Annotated in this window: 13 protein-coding genes; 4 read left to right on the forward strand and 9 right to left on the reverse strand. The window is 43.9% G+C overall.

The genetic code is table 11. From position 1 onward, the window contains the following. The first annotated feature begins 190 nt into the window (after positions 1-190). Positions 191-679 carry an Lrp/AsnC family transcriptional regulator gene (locus ACS8FB_RS05710; RefSeq protein WP_439261471.1) on the forward strand — a complete coding sequence of 163 codons (489 nt, stop codon included), beginning with the start codon at positions 191-193 and terminating at the stop codon, positions 677-679. A gap of 15 nt (positions 680-694) precedes the next feature. Here ACS8FB_RS05710 and ACS8FB_RS05715 read toward each other — a convergent pair whose 3' ends face one another. The 5 genes from ACS8FB_RS05715 to ACS8FB_RS05735 form a co-directional block, all read right to left on the reverse strand. Then, positions 695-1981, reverse strand: a complete 1287-nt coding sequence (locus ACS8FB_RS05715; RefSeq protein WP_439261472.1) for a YbfB/YjiJ family MFS transporter — start codon at positions 1979-1981, stop codon at positions 695-697. 87 nt (positions 1982-2068) lie between these two features. Further along, entirely contained in the window at positions 2069-3421 is a 1353-nt protein-coding gene (locus ACS8FB_RS05720) for an ABC1 kinase family protein (protein WP_439261473.1), read from the reverse strand. Positions 3422-3508: 87 nt separating this feature from the next. Next, positions 3509-4300 carry a HesA/MoeB/ThiF family protein gene (locus ACS8FB_RS05725; protein ID WP_439261474.1) on the reverse strand — a complete coding sequence of 264 codons (792 nt, stop codon included), beginning with the start codon at positions 4298-4300 and terminating at the stop codon, positions 3509-3511. A gap of 49 nt (positions 4301-4349) precedes the next feature. Further along, positions 4350-5243: a peptide chain release factor N(5)-glutamine methyltransferase gene (gene prmC, locus ACS8FB_RS05730; protein ID WP_439261475.1), complete on the reverse strand. Its 894-nt coding sequence runs from the start codon at positions 5241-5243 to the stop codon at positions 4350-4352. Between the two features lie 59 nt (positions 5244-5302). Then, positions 5303-6961, reverse strand: a complete 1659-nt coding sequence (locus tag ACS8FB_RS05735; RefSeq protein ID WP_439261476.1) for an AmpG family muropeptide MFS transporter — start codon at positions 6959-6961, stop codon at positions 5303-5305. A 587-nt stretch (positions 6962-7548) separates the two neighbouring features. Here ACS8FB_RS05735 and ACS8FB_RS05740 point away from each other — a divergent pair. From ACS8FB_RS05740 to ACS8FB_RS05750, 3 genes are all read left to right on the forward strand, one after another. Continuing rightward, entirely contained in the window at positions 7549-8478 is a 930-nt protein-coding gene (locus ACS8FB_RS05740; RefSeq protein WP_439261477.1) for a LysR substrate-binding domain-containing protein, read from the forward strand. A gap of 195 nt (positions 8479-8673) precedes the next feature. After that, positions 8674-11232 carry a membrane-bound PQQ-dependent dehydrogenase, glucose/quinate/shikimate family gene (locus ACS8FB_RS05745; protein ID WP_439261478.1) on the forward strand — a complete coding sequence of 853 codons (2559 nt, stop codon included), beginning with the start codon at positions 8674-8676 and terminating at the stop codon, positions 11230-11232. 329 nt (positions 11233-11561) lie between these two features. Further along, entirely contained in the window at positions 11562-12581 is a 1020-nt protein-coding gene (locus tag ACS8FB_RS05750; RefSeq protein ID WP_439261479.1) for an LLM class flavin-dependent oxidoreductase, read from the forward strand. Between the two features lie 285 nt (positions 12582-12866). Here ACS8FB_RS05750 and ACS8FB_RS05755 read toward each other — a convergent pair whose 3' ends face one another. The 4 genes from ACS8FB_RS05755 to mnmG form a co-directional block, all read right to left on the reverse strand. Then, entirely contained in the window at positions 12867-13895 is a 1029-nt protein-coding gene (locus ACS8FB_RS05755) for an ornithine cyclodeaminase family protein (RefSeq protein ID WP_439261480.1), read from the reverse strand. A gap of 158 nt (positions 13896-14053) precedes the next feature. Beyond that, positions 14054-15013, reverse strand: a complete 960-nt coding sequence (locus tag ACS8FB_RS05760) for an AEC family transporter (protein WP_299220361.1) — start codon at positions 15011-15013, stop codon at positions 14054-14056. 117 nt (positions 15014-15130) lie between these two features. Next, entirely contained in the window at positions 15131-15340 is a 210-nt protein-coding gene (locus ACS8FB_RS05765; RefSeq protein ID WP_345832169.1) for a ChaB family protein, read from the reverse strand. A gap of 198 nt (positions 15341-15538) precedes the next feature. After that, positions 15539-17434, reverse strand: coding sequence for a tRNA uridine-5-carboxymethylaminomethyl(34) synthesis enzyme MnmG (gene mnmG / locus ACS8FB_RS05770; RefSeq protein WP_439261481.1), 1896 nt, complete (start codon positions 17432-17434; stop codon positions 15539-15541). Positions 17435-17613 lie beyond the last annotated feature (179 nt).

A 17613-nucleotide genomic window follows, 5' to 3' on the forward strand; every position in this document is an offset into this window, starting at 1 on the left:
GACGATATAATGAGCTAAATACGTATCTAACTAAATCGCTTTATCACAAGAGATGGTGGTTACAACATTATAATAGCAAAGTTTTTAAAGTGAAAAACAGCTTTATTAAATAAATTGTCACATGTAAGTAGTGTTTATCACTAATATCATATATATTATCGGCACAAATCACTAACGATGAACAAAAGATATGACTGATAGCCAACCAGCCTCTCAAACCACACACTCTCTTGATGATACTGATAAGCGTATTTTACGTCTATTACAGACAGATGCCCGTATGAGTATTACCGAGTTGGCTGAAAACGTCAATTTGTCAGCGACTCCTTGCGCACGCCGGGTTAAGCGCCTAGAAGATACAGGTATTATCACAGGTTATCATACTCAAACAGATGCAGAAAAGCTTGGCTACCCACTTGCTATATTTATCGCCATTAGTATGGATCGCCACACAGCTGAGCGTTTTGAGCAGTTTGAAAAAAAGGTGCAAAGCTTCGACGAAGTGATCAGTTGTAGCATCGTGACAGGCCGCTCTGAGGACTACTTGATCAAAGTACGGGTACGCGATATGGCACATTATGAAGAGTTTTTATTACATCGGCTAAATCGTATCGAGGGCGTTGCACAAGTCCATACTAGCTTTGAGTTACGAGAGGTCTTTAGCCGCAGCATCGTTTAAGGCATTATGGCATCTTTACAATACTCGCTTGAGTGGGTTGTTATGCAGCCGATAAAATAGCACTATTAAAGCCAGTCCAACGAGTAAACCGATAGCTGCAACCAATAGACCTGCATTAAAATTATCGCTTTGTCCAGCCAAAGCAACCGTTACCAATGGTCCGATAAACTGCCCAAGCGCATAGGCTAAAGTTGCCAATCCTATAAGCAAATTAGAGTAAGCGGGATTGATATTTTTGATGATATTTAAGGTCATTGACACCATACCGACAAAGGTTAGTCCTAAAATAACGGCATTCGCATATAAGCCAAACGCCCCTTTAAACCACAAAGGTAAAAGCATCCCTAGCGCTTGTAATAGAGTTAAACCCATTAAGGTTTTGGTCTCACCAATACGCTTCGCAAGCGCACCCCACAGAGGATTCGACAGCATCGCAAAAATACCAACCAGCAACCAGATAAGTAGCCCAGCATAGCTCTGGATAGTAAGCCGCTGTGCTGCCATAACTGGTAAAAAAGTCGCTGAAGTAATATAACCAAATCCTGCTAATACATAGCTTGCTGATAACAACCCTATGGCTTTGGTATGACCGATAACAGCGTTATATAATGAGCGTTTAAAATTAATATAGGTTTGGCGTATAGATCGATGAGTAAGACTGGTCGGCGCATCTGCTATCGTTGACTCGCTAGATACGGCAGCATCGCTATTTGTCGGACGTAGACCGTAAAGTAGCCAGAGTAACGGCAAACTACTCACGCCCGCTACCAGCCAAATAATATCAAAATGATAGCCGAGCAATAACAACCACCAAGTCAATACGGCTGACAGGCTAATACCCACTCCTATCCCAGCATAGTGCAGCGTAGAAAGTATAGAGCGACGCTCATCGCTGAAGCTTTGAATCACTAATGACGAGCTTAAAATCATCGCCACTCCGCTTGCGACACCTGCTAGTAAACGGATAAAGTACCATAGACTTAATGACATTTTTGGTACGACAAGCATCATCGTCGTAATAACACTAACCATCGTCCATAGCATCAGCATTTGCCACGTGTGTCGCTGTGTCACAAATATGGCAATGAGCGCGCCAATAAAATAGCCAATATAGTTAATTGAGGCGAGCCATCCAGCAGTAGCGGTCGACAGCGACATTTGAACCATAATATCAGGTAAGGTCGCTGTAAATAAAAAGCGCCCATAACCCATCACTACCGCCAGACAGTAAAGTCCAATCCAAGCGATAGTGGTTTCATGAGTAATAATAGGGACAATACGGCTTTTGGAGGTAGTCATCATGACGCAGCCAATTTGTGGTTATCAGCACACAATCCTTTGTGTTAAAAACCTATAGATAGCGCTTAAAAGCAGCGATGAAGCTTAAAACTATGACATATTAAGTGCAGGCGCTGAATGCTGGCTAGTATCAGTCTGCCCCAGTATCTGTACTCGTTGGTCGCTAAACATATCCATATCAGGGGCAAGCGTACGCATGAACCGATCAAAATACAACAACTGCTTAGTCAATAAAGCAAAATCACGGGGGAAATGAATACCATGACGTTTGCCGACTTCGACAATTTCGAGCATCATCTGGTTAAGCTCATCGGCCTGCTCTTTACTATTAAAAGGCACCCCACTTGTAAACGTAATGTCTTCTGCCATGATGGTTTTCATCATGCGCTCTAGATCATTTGCTAAGCTCTGGGCATCGACATTACTGCGGCCATGGGTCATCTCCATATCGATCATATGCTGCGCCATCGCTTGATAGTTATTATCTTGCAATGCCTGCATCATCCCCATACAAGCACGCCAGCTTTCAGCCTTTAACTTACCCACAATGCCAAAATCCAAAAACCCAATTCGACCATCGGTTAACAGCATCAAGTTGCCAGCATGCAAGTCAGCGTGGAAACTATTACAAAACATAAGGCTTGCAAACCACGTATTTAACGTATCTGCCATCACTTGCGCTGGATCGTCACAATACTGACGCATAGCCGTCTCATCAATCATAGAAACGCCGTGTAATTGGCTCATAGTCAGGACGCGTTTGGTCGTCAAATCATCATAGACCTCTGGCGCTACTACTTTTGTGTTCCCCGATACGCTCAAAAACTGCTGAAAATCGCGAATATTTTGTGCCTCGCTAATAAAGTCAGTTTCAGCCAACATGCGCAGACGAATCTCATCGATAATCGGTGCAATACTGGCAAACCTCATTGATGGCATAAGCAGCTCAACAATTTTAGTCACGCCGTGCAACACGCCCAAATCCGTTTGCATAATGGTTTCGACTTCAGGCTTTTGTACCTTTAATACCACTTCGTCGCCATTATGCAAACGCGCGGCATGTACTTGAGCGATAGAGGCGGATGCTAATGGTTTTTCGTTAATGAACGCAAACTTATCCGCCAGTGTTTGCCCATCGACTGCCAGCTCAGCTGTCAGTACCTGCTCGATGTAGGTATAAGATAATGGCGTTGTTTGATCCAAACAGTCTTGAAAGGCTTCTACATATTCACGCGGAAACAACGAAGGTGTACTGGCTATAAACTGACCAATTTTGATATAAGTCGTGCCAAGCTGCTCAAAAGTATCTTTTAATAGTCTTGCATCAGGCTTCTCGCCTTTTGCAACTCTAAAGGCAGATAAGCCCGCGACACTGACCGTCTGACGCATACGATTGACCACATTGAACGAATGCTTGAGTAAATGAGGACGATGAATTTTCATAGAAGACAACTATAATTAAGAAACAAAATTGGATAATAAAATATATTGTGTCATTTAATATGTGACACTAAATAAATAGTAAAATAACTAAGCAGCGCACACAGGACAATGTTTGTCTTGCCGATAGCCCATCAGTCGCTGCTGCATCCGGCTACCATCCCACAAAAGCAGCTTATTAATCAGTGGATTTTTGGTTAATCCTAGATACTGTAAAGCAGCATTGGCTTGCAGGTTACCCATAATAGCCGTGGTACTGGCAAGCACTCCAGAATTGGCACAGGTACGTTCATCAATTTCTGCATTATGCGTGACTGAGCCAAAGACGCAGTAGTAACAACCAGTATTTAACTGCGGCTCAAACAATGCCAATTGACCTTGCATGCCAATTGCTGATGCAGTCAATAATGGTATCTGAAAGCGCACACTAATGCGATTAATGATGTCACGTGTGGCAAAGTTGTCGGTACAATCTAGTAAAAGACTGGGCTTACCTGCTGTCATATCAAGCAAATCATAAGCATTGTCTTCATTCAAGCGTGCAACCGTACCGCGAGCAGATATCAAGGGATTAATCTTTTCAAGCATTTCGGCAGCGGTCAACGCTTTAGGCCGACCGATATCTTCAGGTAAAAATAGCGTTTGCCGCTGTAAGTTACTTGCCTCAATCTCATCATCATCAATCAGATGAATTTGCCCAAGTCCTGCACGTACCAAAGTCTCAGAAGCTGGACAACCTAAACCGCCCGCGCCTATCATTACCACACGAGACGATTTCAAGCGTAGCTGCGCATCGACATCCCAACCGTCAAGCAACACCTGCCGTGCGTAACGCATTAGCTCATCATCTGATAGCACCACTGTTTCTACTGTATGAGTCATATTTACTACCAAAGTTATTACTTAAGAAACTGTACACTGAAGCCAATCTTCAAATTTGTCCAAGCGTCACCCGATCATTACCACCAAAGTCCTGCACCGTTTGTACGACTATAAAGCCATTATCTGCCAATATTTGCCGGACAGTTGCGCCCTGATCAAAACCATGCTCAAGCGCTAACAGTCCACCTGTACGTAAATATTTCGGTGCATACTGCACAATATGCTCTATATCGGCTAATCCATGATTAGGTGCACTTAACGCACTAATCGGTTCAGCTACTAAACGTGCTAAATGCTCGTCAGACTCGTCAATATAAGGCGGATTGGAGGCAATCACATCAAATAAACTTTCGTCCTGAGTAGACAACTTGCCATACCAGCTGCTCTGTACAAACTCAATATCGGCAACATCATTAACAGCGGCATTGTGTCTAGCAACTTTCAATGCCTCTGCTGATAAATCAACTGCGACCGTTTGCCAACTATCCTGTTTCAATTGATATTTTAACTCATGCGTTAAGCTGATAGCGATACAGCCTGAACCTGTTCCTAAGTCTAACAGCCGCTTTGGCTTATTAATATTATCTAAGCTCTTTGGCTGAGACTGTATCCACTTTAATACTTGTTCAACCAACACTTCAGTGTCAGGTCGAGGGATTAAAGTGTGCTTATTGACAGTAAAACTAAGCGACCAGAACTCTTGCTGTCCCGTTAAATACGCGAGCGGTGTGCCAGCCTGCATTTTGGCAATGCCATTATTATATCTCTCAAGCTCACTATCAGATAGCTCGTAGTTCTCATCAGTGATTAAAAATGAGCTTGGCTTATCGATGATATATAGCAACCAATCCGTTAGCCAGAATGATGGCAGCGTCCCTCCTGTATCACCATTTGTTAGTTGCCAGATTTGCTGCTTTATTTGATAAATGGTGAACGCTGTCATAGATTACTCATAAAAATACTGTCTAACAATTTGGGACAAAACACAGCTAATCGTTGTCGCTAGTCTGTAGCGCGTGGCGGCTCTTTAGTATCGGTTAGGTTTGGATTGGTTTTAGTTAAACCAGTCACAGTATTACCGCCGCTACCATTATCATCGTTGTCACTATAAATATCATCATTGTCACCGATAATAATATGTTTATCGACAAGATAAATCAGTGCCAAAATGGGTATACCGATCGCAAAGGTAAAAATAAAAAAGAACGGATAGCTGGTGTTATCGACGATAGTACCCGAATAACCACCCAGCACTTTGGGTAACAACGTCATAAGCGACGAGAATATCGCATATTGTACTGCAGTAAAGCGAATAGAAGTCAAAGCAGACAAAAAGGCAATAAATACGGCACTTGCAAGACCTGCAGCAAGGTTGTCAAATATTACTGCTAAGTACATATACGGCAAACTACCAGGATGATATGTCAACAATACAAACAACAGGTTAGTCGCACAAGCCAATATTGCCCCAACCATCATGGCTTGCATCATACGTAGCTTTTGCGCCAACAACCCGCCCAAAAATCCTCCAGCGATCACCATAATGACGCCGACTAATTTTACTGCATTGGCAATATCAGTCTTGGTAAAACCCATATCTTGATAAAAAACATTGGATATTACCCCAGCCACAATATCTGAAATACGATATAAACCAATAAGCGCTAGAAGCAACAAGGCTTTTTTGCCATAACGACGAAAGAAATCAGCGATAGGCTCAACCCATGTTGTCTTGGCAACTTCTGCTTCTACAAGGTTCGCTTTTACCAACCCATAACCGATAGCCAAAGCTACTGTCAGACTCAATGCCATACGCACCAATTCATACAAAAACCCTAAAAGCGCACTTTCTGTCGCAGGTAATAATGATCCTAAATTTGCGAATATGAACACAAAACCTATGACTGATAACGCAAATACCAAGACTAGACGTGAATAGTCTGATGTTTTACGTTCAACGCGTACCTGATTGCTGACTGGCTCATGAATAATCAAAGTGGTCGCGACCCCAATTCCCATGACCCCTGCCATAACCCAGTAAGTATTGCGCCACGCTTCATAACTATAAAACGCTTCAGTTGAACCAAAATAATCCGCCAAATATAGCGCGCCTGCCCCAGCGACAATCATACCCAAACGGTAGCCTGCAGTATACATGGCAGACAATACCGACTGTAGACTTGGGGGAGCAAGCTCAATGCGATAAGCATCGATGACAATATCTTGAGTAGCGGAAGAAAAACCAAGTAAAACCGCCCCAACTGCCATATAAATAAGGCTACCTTCATTGGTTGGATTGATACTTGCCATCAGACAAATCGCCACAATAATCATCAATTGAGCAATCAATATCCAGCTACGACGACGGCCCAATAGTTTAGTCAATATAGGAAGTGGCACGGCATCGACCAATGGCGCCCAAATAAACTTGAACGAATACCCAAGCGCCGCCCAACTAAACATCGTTACTACACTGCGATCAATACCAGCCTCACGCAGCCACAGTGACAGGCTTGAAAAAATAAGCAAGATGGGAATACCAGCGACAAACCCTAAGAACAACATGATAATGGCGCGTCGATCGAGATAGGCTTTTGCCGCCTCTCCCCATGACTTTTTGGCAACTGGGGGGTTTGGAGGCACAGGTTGGACAGCAGACATAACTATTCACCAAAAATTAAAACAAAAAACACAACCACGTACAATTCTTATCAGTCGTTAGTATCAATTATTTGCATCAAAAATTGATAAAAGCTGATTAAATTTGTACAAAGAAAGCCATACTTATAGCAAAATTGAATTATGGTACTTCAGAACGTTTATATTGACTAGACATTCTATCGAAATTTCTGCATTAAAGTTTGATAACTTAGCTTAATGACCCTGAATACCTTATTGCAGTAAACTTATGTATTATCAGCTCACAGAATTATTAACACACATGTGTTGTCTACATAATATCGTTTACACAATCATTGCTCACGTATTTACTGCCTACAATCATCTTTATCACATTCAAGTGTTGTAATAAAAATAAGACGAAGGCTACTAAAAACTAAGAGTGATTATATTTGCCGTACTTTTCAGACTTAGCAGCTTTTGTATATTCCTAATTATCATAAACTGATAGCTATTTCTTATATACAAGAATAATAGATTTGATTTAAACTGGTTACCTACTGCATATCTGTACACTTTTATTTTTATATACAGACAGCGTTTGTGTATTTATACAATAGGATTAACTAATGGCAATCGACGTAGTGGTCAATCAGCGGCATCTACAAATCCAGCTCAAACAGCTAGAGACGGTATGGCATACGGTAATCAATGGTTACAACCTAAGTCAAGCAGCGACAGTATTACATACCAGTCAATCAAGCTTATCAAAGCATATAGCAGCGCTTGAAAACCAACTCAAAACCGAAGTGTTCGTCCGACAAGGCAAACGCCTAACGGGTCTTACGACTATGGGAACAGCGCTTATGCCTCATATTGAGTCTATCTTTGCTGAAATTCGTACGATTGAGAACCTCAGTCTCGATTTTAATAATCCCAATATTGGTACGTTGACGATCGCTACCACTCACACACAAGCGCGATATGTTTTGCCGCACGTGGTTAAAGAGTTCAAAGAGCGCTTCCCCAAAGTTAATCTAATTTTGCAACAGGCTGACCCTGAGACCATTGCACAGATGGTAATTCGCGGGCAAGCTGATATCGGCATTGCCACCGAATCGTTACTCCATAACGACTATCTACGCTGCTATCGCTATTATGACTGGACACATCGCGTCATCGTACCAAGCGACCATGAATTGGCTGGACAAGAATCCATTGACCTACCTACTCTCGCCAGCTATCCGGTTGTCACCTATCACGGTGGTTTTACCGGACGCGGCGCCATCGATAAAACCTTTAGCGAGGCAGGCCTTGAGCCGGACATTGTACTGGCAGCACTTGATGCTGATGTGATAAGCACCTATGTCGGTCTGGGGCTTGGCATCGGTATCATTGCTGAGATGGCGTTTGAGCCCAGTCACTATCAAAACCTGACGGCTATTCCAGTCGATCATTTTGGCCGCTTTACCAGCTGGATGGCGGTACGAGATGACGCTGAGATTCGCCAATATGGTCGCGCCTTTATGGAGCTGTGCCAACAGCAGTTTGCCAATTAATGAGCAGTTGTTAAATAAAGTATCTCAAACTTACTAGATTTGCTTATGGATGATAAAATAGAATCTAAAACGTTATTCAACGTTTGATTCATTTTTTATTTATGCATGTATTGCTGGATACCTAGACATTTAATAATGTCTAGGTATCCAGCAATGTATGTCCATTTGTTCTTCTATAATCAGGTGATACCGCTCATGGAAAAATTCGTAGCGATCATTATGGCAATTTTTGCCGCCCCTTTACTGATTGGCGGCGCTTATCTGCTATTTTTAGGCGGTAGTCCTTACTATCTCTTCGCTGGCGTTATCATACTAACGACCGCTTTTTTATTGCTCAAAAAACATTGGAGTGCTTACGGGCTCTACGCCATCTTTATAGTAGCAACCATGGTATGGGCACTTTGGGAGTCTGGCTTTGATTGGTGGGCGCTAGCCCCTCGCGTTGGCTTTCCACTCATATTTGGTTTGCTGATGCTCCTACCATGGGTCTCGAGCAAAATGCGAGGACCCAAACCTGAAGTCACGCCAAACGCCACAAACAGCACACTAACCACAGACACCACTAAAAAAAGCCCTGTGTACTATTGGGGTCTGCTTGCAAGCGTGGGCGTAGGTGCCCTGCTCTCTTTTGGTAGTCTGGCAAATAACGCCACTGATAAACTAGGCGAGCTTGATTTATCTGCTACAGATAAAAGCGAGCAAAATGACAGCTCAGATGAGACGTCAGCCAATCTTGGTGACCCATTATCAAACGGTGAACACACGCCAGATGGCGAGTGGAGCGCCTATGGCCGTACCGACTACGGCCAACGCTATTCACCTTTAGATAAAATCAATACCAGCAACGTCAAAGACCTTGAGCTGGCATGGCAAATCCAAACGGGTGACGTTAAAGGTCCTGACGATATTGGTGAGACCACTTATCAAGCAACGCCCTTAAAAATTGGCAATGCACTATACCTATGTACGCCTCACAACTGGGTCATGGCATTAGATGCTGACTCTGGTGAAACGCTGTGGACATTTGATCCAAAAGTAGGAAAAAACCTACAACGTCAGCACCAAACATGTCGCGGCGTGTCCTATTACGCGGGTCAAGCAGTCTCTGATCCGGCGCCTGCCCTTGCCAATGACGAGACAACCAACGACAGCGCCATTACTGATAAAGCTGTGACAACCAGCACTGTGCAAGTGCAAAAAATTGCTGGTAATACCTTTAAAAACGCATCTAAGCAGTGCGATGCCAAGATATTTATCCCCACCTCTGATGCAAAGTTATACGCACTTGACCCAAATACTGGGCAGCGCTGCCAAGACTTCGGTGATGATGGCGCGCTAGATTTGATGCACAACATGCCGTTCAATCAAGCAGGGTATTATTATTCGACGTCGCCACCAGTAGTCGCGGGTGATACCATCATCGTAGCTGGCGCGGTCAACGATAACTACGATGTAAACTCGCCTTCTGGTGTGATACGTGCTTATGACGTCAATACCGGTGAGCTTCTTTGGAACTGGGATTCAGGTGACCCTGAAAACACTGCGCCTTTTGATGTCAACGATCCGGCCCAAACTTACAAAACCAGCTCGCCCAATTCATGGGCGATTGCTAGCGCTGATGAAGAGCTTGGATTGGCGTATTTCCCAATGGGCAATCGTACGCCCGACCAGCTTGGTAGCTATCGCAACGCTGCTGAAGAAAAATACGCAACATCTGTGGTCGCACTAGATATCGAGACGGGTAAAGCACGCTGGGTCCAGCAATTTGTCCATCATGATCTTTGGGATATGGATACCCCAGCGCAGCCAACCTTACTTGATCTAGATACCGCTGATGGCGTACAGCCTGCGTTAGTGGTGCCAACCAAACAAGGTGATGTGTATGTGCTAAACCGAGCGACGGGCGAGCCTATTGTACCGATCAAAGAGCGCCCTGCACCGCAAGGTTACCTTGTGGCAGGCGAGCACGCTGCACCGACTCAGCCTTATTCTGGCTTGAGCTTTGAGCCTGAACCACTCACTGAAAAAGATATGTGGGGTGCAAGCCTTGTGGATCAAATGATGTGCCGTATTGAGTTTAACAAGCTCAATTACGATGGCCGCTATACCCCACCATCAACCAAGGGTAGTCTGATCTATCCTGGTAACTTTGGTACCTTCAATTGGGGCGGTATTGCAGTCGATCCTGAAAACGGCGTGATGTTCGGTATGCCCACATACTTGGCATTTACATCCAAGCTCATCCCTAGAGACACATTGGGTGATGCAGAGACCAATAAAGGCGAGCAAGGGGTCAATGAAAACAAAGGGGCAGATTATGCAGTAGAAATGGGGCCCTTTTTATCACCGCTAGGTGTACCCTGCCAGCAGCCACCTTGGGGCACGGTCGCTGGTGCGGATTTGGCCACAGGTGATATCGCGTATCAACGTAAAAACGGTACGGTACAAGACCTATCTCCTATTCCTATAAAGTTGGAATTGGGCGTGCCTGGTATTGGTGGACCTATCATCACTAAGGGCGGCGTAGCGTTTTTGTCAGCTGCGACAGAAAATAACTTTCGAGCGTATGATCTAAAAAATGGCGACGTGCTGTGGAATGTTCGTATTCCAGCAGGAGGTCAAGCGACACCCATGACTTACTTAAACTCCAAAGGCGAGCAGATGGTACTCTTGGTCGCTGGTGGTCATGGTTCAGTGGGTACAACCATTGGAGACTATGTCTTAGCCTATAAGCTTGGTGTCCAAGATAAATAATACAAAATAAGTAATATTGGCGCATTAGAGCACTAATAATTTGATTTATTGTCTTTTTATTATGAGCCAATTGAGAAGCAGGTGACTTAGGTTGCCTGCTTTTTTTAGTGCCCTCACATAATGCCAAAATAAGCCATTATCACCCTACTTCTGACTTAATTATAAGACCTAACGACCATTATCACCGTGTCTGGATAACGGTTAAGCGAGTTTAAAAATAGGGTTGGCCTCCTTTGTTAGGATTTATTAACAGTGACTGGGGGCACTTGAAACTAACCCCGACTATAAGCATATCAATAGAAAATAACTGACAAACGACTGGATAATTTATGAGCACACAAATCCCTTTATCTTTTTTAGACCTAGCGCCCGTCCCTGAAGGTAGCACCATCGCTGAAGGCATTGCACAGACGGTTGAGACCGCTCAACGCGCAGAAGAGGTTGGCTTAAACCGTTACTGGATGGCAGAACACCACAATATGCCAGGTATCGCTAGTGCAGCCACCTCTGTGCTGCTGTCACATATCGGCAGTCAAACCAAGCGTATTCGTATCGGTGCTGGCGGTGTCATGCTGCCAAACCACGCTCCATTGGTCATCGCTGAGCAATTTGGCACCTTGCAGGCACTGTATGGTGATCGTATCGATTTGGGCTTGGGACGTGCCCCTGGTACAGATGGTGCGACCTTTCAGGCCTTACGTCGGCAAATGAAAGATGCTGAGCGCTTTCCGCAAGATGTGCAAGAGCTGATGTATTTTTTGGGTAATGGTACAGATAACAGCCCTGTACAGGCGTTTCCTGGTGCTCAATCAAACGTGCCTATTTGGATCTTAGGTTCATCACTATTTGGGGCTACCCTAGCGGCGCATCTGGGCTTGCCTTATGTGTTTGCCTCTCACTTTGCCCCCGCGATGCTTGAGCAGGCCATCACGACCTATCGCGAGCAATTCAAGCCGTCCGCCTATCTTGACAAACCTTACGTCATGATAGCGGCGAACCTGTTACTCGCTGATGATGACGCCACCGCGCATTATCACTTCACCTCAGCACAGCAAAGCTTTGTACGCTTGCGCCGCGGGGAAACAGGCCAAATGCCAAAACCCACTCACGATATGGACAGCATCTGGAGCTCAAGCGAGAAAATGATGGTAGACAACGCTTTATCGGTATCCTTTATTGGCTCTGTTGAGACGGTCAAGCCAAAACTTACTGCGTTTTTAGCCACGTATCAGCCAGATGAATTAATCGTGACAGCGAACGTTTATGATCAGGCCACACGCCTGCGTTCACTTGAACTTACACCTGAGCTAAACTTGTTTACTTTACAACAAGAGGAGACGCTTGCATAATCAAAGATGAACTTTAATGAGATAACGGTCATGGAATCATCTGCTTTTATTGGTTCATCAATATTTCTATATATCGTTGCATTTCTTGCAGTAATGGCCGTTGGAGGTTATCTGACGTATCATACAAGTGCAAAAAGAAAGCAGCATCGTAAAGACAAGCGAGATAGAGACAACTTAAATTGATGTAGCCCAATTTTATACCAAAAAAGCCGTTTTCTCTTATACGAGAAAACGGCTTTTTTAATGGCTGTCATATAGTCGTTCCACTATAAAACAAACACAGTATTACCAATCAATTGACGATCCGAGACTATTTTGTTCTGCTTGCTTTGCAACATATAAAGCAACTGCTGCATCAAAACTGGCTGCACCCACAGACTTAAATAGTGTTACCCCAGCAGACTTAGTCACCTCTTTTTTTAGCGCTCCAGTTACCAACGCTTGTAGATCACCACTGAGATCATCCCATGTCCAGGTACAATCAGAATTATCATGTGCTTGAATCAAATCACCTGCTTCGTGACGGCTACCGGCCAAATCATCAACGACGACCATGCTACTATTTGCAACGACATCGTTACCGATCTCTTTCATTGTCGCTTGATAAGCCCCTACTGCATTGATATGTGCATCTGTTTTAATTTGATCAATACTAAATAAACCTTCCGTCGCACGGGTGGCAACATTAATAATATCAGCATCACGGATCGCATCACCTACCTCTTCGCAGACGCTGATTTCAATATCCCATTGAGCATAATCACGGGCAAAACGGGTTTTAAATTGCGCTGCACCCTCATGGTTTCTGTTCCATAGATATACTGTTTTAATGTCAGGGCGTACTGTCAACACAGCATTTAGTTGTTCATAAGCCATACCGCCACAACCGACGACAGCGACACTTTGACAATCAGGCTTTGTCATATACTTAGTAGCGATACCTGATAATGCAGCGGTGCGCACTTGAGTGATATAAATGCCATCCATAATGGCCAATATCTCACCAGTGTCATTATTTGATACAGTAATAATGGCAGTGGTCGTTGGCATATCACGGCTAGGATTATCAGGACAAATGGTGACAAGCTTTACGGCAGTATACTCTTTTTCACCATCATAGATAGTTGCTGGCATTGATAAGTGCGAGCCTGAGCTATGCTTCTTATCCTCGCCAAAAGTCTCAATGACTAAACGTTCAGGCGCCTTTACCCAATTAGGATGAGCCGCTTGCTGATGTAATAGCTCTTCGATAGCATCAATAGCTGCTTGCATATTGAGATGTTCGGTCACTACCGCTTGATTTAATAATTGCACTATGAGCACTCCTTGCTGGTTGAATTTATAATCGTATTTATTATGGCGTTGTTGCTACTTTCATTTATTGGATACTTAGTTACTTAATTACTTGCTTGAATACTTAGTTACTTGCTTGAGTGAACGTATTTTCTCTATCTTGTCATAAAACATGACTGCTATATCAATCCTAACGCCCGTAACATCGCCGCGCCAATTGCCATCCCAAGCATTCCTACTACCGTGGTAAAAGCAAGAATATTGGCGGCGAGCACATCATTGCCTCCCATTGCCTTTGCCATTACATAACTGGCAGCGGCGGTCGGTGATGCAGCCATCAGAAACAACACACCCATATGTACACCCGTCAGTCCAAAACCTAATCCTACCGCGATAGCGACTATTGGTGCAATAACAATACGACCGATACTGGCTTGCATGGATAATCCTGAAGGATGCAGCATCGACTTTAAATCAATACTGGCCCCAGCGCAAATTAAGGCCAATGGCAATGCCACCGCTGCTAATAAATCGCCAGTCGTATGGATAACGCCAGTAAGTGGCGGCAGCATAAGAGCCTTATAAGCAAAAGCGGCCAATAAAGCGATGATTAATGGATTGGTAAATAGTTTTTTGACAATCATGGTGCTGCGGCTGATCCATGTATCATCGACGCTTTTGGACACACGGCTAAGAGTGATGACAGCTAAGATGTTAAACAATATCGTCACCACGCCCATATAGACCGCACCAATACTTAATCCTCGCTCTCCGTAAGCATTAGCAACTGTTGCCAGCCCGATAATCGCCATATTACTACGAAATATACCTTGTACAAACACCCCTTGATCCGCTGGACGACTCACAAAACGCTTGGCATAAACCTCTGCACCAATAAACAAGATAAAGGTCACCAAAATACCCGCCACTATCAGCGTGATTTGTTTGCCATAATCAACCTCACTATCGACCACGCTAAAAAATAGCAAACAGGGCAAACAGTAATTAAAGACAAAGTTTGAGGATTGATCAATAAAAGCCTGACTCGCCTCGCCGCGTCTTTGCATAAAAAAACCCAACCACATCAAGGCAAGGTTGGGCAGTACAATAGTAATCGCAAAAACAATAGCTTCGATCATAGATAAGCTCAGATTAGTCATGTGCTCAAAGCGATGTCATTGAAGGCATGAGCACATACTTATTATAGGTCAGATTAAATAATAGTGGAGTAAAATATTATAGAGTGTACTACATCTTTATTTATGATCTGGTTTTTTTACCCACTTACCATCAGCATTTTTTTCGTAGACATTTTCGACGGCTGCCCATGCCGTCGCAAACCAGCGAGACTCATCATCGTACTGCTCACTTGCACTATTGAAGGCTGCACGAAAAATTTCTTGTGCATGTTTGGGTAAATTGTCTTTTACCGCATCTGGTAAGTCTGATAAATTATCATAAGGCATAACGTTACTCCTTATTTATATTTGACTAGTATTATTTCTTACTAAACCAAAGTATAACAGTACCAAGCTGTTTTTAAATTGTTAAACATATAAACAGAAAAAACCCACAATAAAAGATTATTGTGGGTTTTTCTACAGACTGCAAATGTTGATGCGCTATCTAAGTGTTAACGCACTATTATCAGTCATGTACTATTATTAAGAACCTAATGCCGCTTTTGCTTTTTTCTGCTTTTTGACAGTCATCGCCAACAGTTGAACGGCAGCAGGAGTCACACCGCTTACGCGCCCAGCTTGAGCTAAGGTCGAAGGACGCACTTGTGTAAGCTTTTGCACGATCTCATTTGATAACCCTGACACAATACTATAGTCAAAATCCTCAGGCAATTTAGTATTCTCTAAGCGCTTCATTTGTTCAATCTCATCAGACTGACGATCAATGTAGCCTGCGTATTTGACAGAAATCTCAATCTGCTCACCTACTTGCGCATCGACTTGTGAATCAGTAATAGCAGCGATATCAGCAAAGTGGATTTGTGGACGTTTCATCAAGTCAAAAGCGGTCGCCTCTTTGCTAAGTACCTCGCCTGTTTGCTCAGTAACTTTTTGTCCCAAAGCATTAGCAGGGGTTGCCCACATATCCTTTAGACGTGAGGATTCTGTCGCAATGGCTTCCATCTTTTCTTGATACGCTTGCCAGCGCTCATCATCAACTAAGCCAAGTTTACGACCAGTCTCCGTCAGACGCTGATCCGCATTGTCTTCACGCAGTAGCAAACGATACTCAGCACGGCTAGTAAACATGCGATACGGCTCGGTAGTACCGTGCGTAATCAAGTCATCGACCAGCACGCCAAGGTAGGCCTCATCACGGCGCGGTGTCCATGTCTCAAACTCGCTATTATTAGTAGTAACTAATGCCGCATTGGTGCCTGCAAGCAAACCTTGCACGCCAGCTTCTTCATAACCCGTCGTACCATTGATTTGACCCGCAAAATATAAGCGATCAATAGATTTGGTCTCAAGGGTTGGTTTTAGATTTTGTGGATCAAAATAATCGTATTCAATCGCATAACCTGGGCGAGTGATATGGGCATTCTCAAGCCCTTTCATACTATGAATAAATTCAAGCTGCACATCAAATGGCAAGCTGGTTGAGATACCGTTTGGATACAACTCATGCGTGGTCAAACCTTCGGGCTCAATAAAAATTTGATGACTATCTTTGTCAGCAAAGCGGTGAATCTTATCTTCAATGGATGGACAATAGCGCGGGCCCACACCTTCAATTTTGCCAGAGAACATCGGTGAGCGCTCGAGGTTTTCACGGATGATGTCATGGGTGCGTGCATTGGTATGCGTAATATAACAATTGACTTGCTCAGGGTGCATAGACACATCACCCATATAGCTCATCACTGGCAATGGCGTATCACCCGGCTGCACCGTCATTACACTAAAGTCTACGCTACGCGCATCGATACGTGCAGGTGTACCTGTCTTTAAGCGCCCAACTGGCAGTTTTAGCTCACGCAAACGATCTGCCAACTTAATAGAAGGCTGATCCCCTGCACGTCCGCCTTTAGAGTTCTCAAGACCAATATGAATGACCCCGCCTAAAAACGTTCCCGAGGTCAAAACAACGGTTTCAGTCTTAAAGATAATACCAGTGGAGGTGACAACCGCCGTCGCACGGCCGTTTTCTACCAAAATATCATCAGCACCCTGTTGAAATAAATCAAGATTGGGCTGATTTTCAAGCGTCGCGCGTACGGCAGCTTTATATAAAATACGATCCGCTTGGGCACGGGTGGCTCGTACTGCTGCGCCTTTGCGGCTATTCAATACGCGAAACTGGATACCTGCCTTGTCTGTCGCTAGTGCCATAGCACCGCCGAGCGCATCAATCTCACGCACCAAATGCGACTTCCCGATACCGCCAATCGCTGGATTACAGCTCATTTGACCCAACGTCTCAATATTATGCGTCAACAGCAGGGTCTGCGCGCCCATACGTGCAGATGCTAAAGCAGCTTCTGTACCAGCATGACCGCCACCGATCACTATCACGTCGTAATGTTTTGGGTATTGCATGTAAGCCTCGCTTGAATGACAAAGTTTTTGGTGATAAATAACTGATTTCAACAATCATTTATCGCACAATGAATGGTCGTCAATCGTATTTTAAGAACAGATGGGAGTATTGTTAAAAACTGGTATCTTTAAAAACAGTTATCTAAATAAAGATACTAAAAAACAGCTGCTAATTATAA

Origin of the sequence: Psychrobacter sp. 1U1 (assembly GCF_051847535.1) — a bacterium.
In the GTDB taxonomy this organism is placed as follows: Bacteria; Pseudomonadota; Gammaproteobacteria; order Pseudomonadales; family Moraxellaceae; genus Psychrobacter; species Psychrobacter saeujeotis.